This window comes from Halalkalibacter sp. APA_J-10(15) (genome assembly GCF_023017105.1).
In the GTDB taxonomy this organism is placed as follows: Bacteria; Bacillota; Bacilli; order Bacillales; family Bacillaceae_D; genus Halalkalibacter.
In genome coordinates this window covers 1-1584 of sequence record NZ_JALKEV010000039.1, presented here as the reverse complement: position 1 = coordinate 1584, position 1584 = coordinate 1, and the positions used below count along the sequence as shown (strand labels likewise).

The window sequence follows — 1584 nt, the reverse complement described above, 5'->3', positions numbered from 1 at the left end:
ATTACTGAAGAAGAACTAGAGTTAGCCTTATATTTAATTAATCATCGACCAAGGAAATGTCTTGGCTGGAAAACTTCACACGAAGCATTTTGGGAAGAAGTGTCGCAGTTAGATTGACAAACCGTCAATAAAAAAGGAGATGTTTATTATCAAGGGTGTAATTTTTGATTTTGATGGAACTTTAGCAAACACTTTACCAATTTGTTATTATGCTTTTCAAAATGTTTTTAAGTTATTTGATGATAAAGACCTTTCTTCGGATGAAGTTAAAGCAATGTTTGGACCTTCTGAAACTGGTATTATTAGAAAAAATCTTACTAACACTAATAAAGATAAGGCAATAGAGCTGTATTATTCAAAATACTTAGAGAGTCACCACCAATTTGTAGCCCCTAATCTGGAAATTAATGAATTGATAAATAAATTGAAAGAAAATGGGATTAAATTAGGAATTGTGACTGGAAAAGCAAGAAGAAGTTTAGATATTTCTTTAAAGGAACTTAATATGGATAATCTCTTTGAGGTAATAATTACAGGTGATGATGTCATTAATCCAAAGCCTCATCCAGAGGGTGTAATTAAAGCATTGTCTCTTCTAGGAATAAAAAATGATGAGGCTATGTTTGTAGGTGATAGTGACGCAGATATAGAAGCTGGAAACCAAGCAAATGTTTATACTGTAGGAGTTCAATGGTTGCCAGATTATCAAACATTGGAGTTTAAGGTTAAACCTAACTCTATTTACAAGAGTATACCTGAGTTCGTAAATTCTTTAAATATAGGTGTGCCTAATGAGTCATAAATGGTTAGAATGGGCAAAACGGATTCAATCAATATCTCAGGCAGGAATCACTTTTTCAAAGGACATTTATGATATTGAACGGTATGAAGAATTACGCAATATAAGTGCAGAGATTATATCAGAGTACACTGGATTGGAAATGGAAAAAATCAAGGATTTATTCACAGGTGAAAAAGGCTACCAAACACCTAAAGTAGATGTTCGTGGAGCAGTCTTTAAAGATAACAAAATTTTGTTGGTTAGAGAAAAAATTGATGATAGATGGTCTTTACCTGGAGGATTTTGTGATATAGGTTTGTCTCCTTCTGAAAATATAGTGAAGGAGGTAAAAGAGGAGTCAGGCTATGATGTAAATACCAAAAAATTAATTGCATTGTTAGATATGAATAAGCATTCTCATCCACCTCAACCTTATCATTATTACAAAATATTTATTCAATGCGAATTAACAGGAGGAAAGGCGGAAACTGGTTTAGAAACTAAAGATGTGAGGTTTTTTTCTGAAAATAATCTTCCCAAACTATCAACAGGTAGAAATACAGAAGAACAGATATATATGCTTTTTGATTTTCTAATAAATCCGAATAAAGTATCTATATTTGATTAGTTCCGCCTATATTTTTACACTTTGTGAATGGTTACACTTAAACAAACGGGGAGCGATAGTGTAACAATTGCTATCGCTTATTGTCTAACGGGCAGTTTAGCACAAGAGAACGAGTTAGAAAGAATTTATAATAGTATGGGGGAATAAAAGATGGATTGTGTTTTTTGTAAGATTG

2 protein-coding genes and 1 pseudogene are annotated in these 1584 nt (G+C 32.4%); all 3 read left to right on the top strand.

Annotation, left to right across the window (positions count from 1 at the left end; genetic code table 11):
* Window positions 1-117: pseudogene (locus tag MW695_RS22095) on the top strand (IS30 family transposase); the annotation flags it as partial.
* A 28-nt stretch (window positions 118-145) separates the two neighbouring features.
* On the top strand, window positions 146-802 hold the full coding sequence (locus MW695_RS22090; protein ID WP_247107611.1) for an HAD family hydrolase: 657 nt from the start codon (window positions 146-148) through the stop codon (window positions 800-802).
* On the top strand, window positions 792-1409 hold the full coding sequence (locus tag MW695_RS22085) for an NUDIX hydrolase (RefSeq protein WP_247107610.1): 618 nt from the start codon (window positions 792-794) through the stop codon (window positions 1407-1409). Before MW695_RS22090 ends, MW695_RS22085 begins: the two co-directional genes overlap by 11 nt.
* The last annotated feature ends 175 nt before the right edge of the window (window positions 1410-1584 follow it).

Coding starts and splice junctions, on each gene's coding strand:
- MW695_RS22085 (WP_247107610.1), top strand. CDS start 792: ATGAGTCATAAATGGTTAGAATGGGCAAAACGGATTCAATCAATATCT.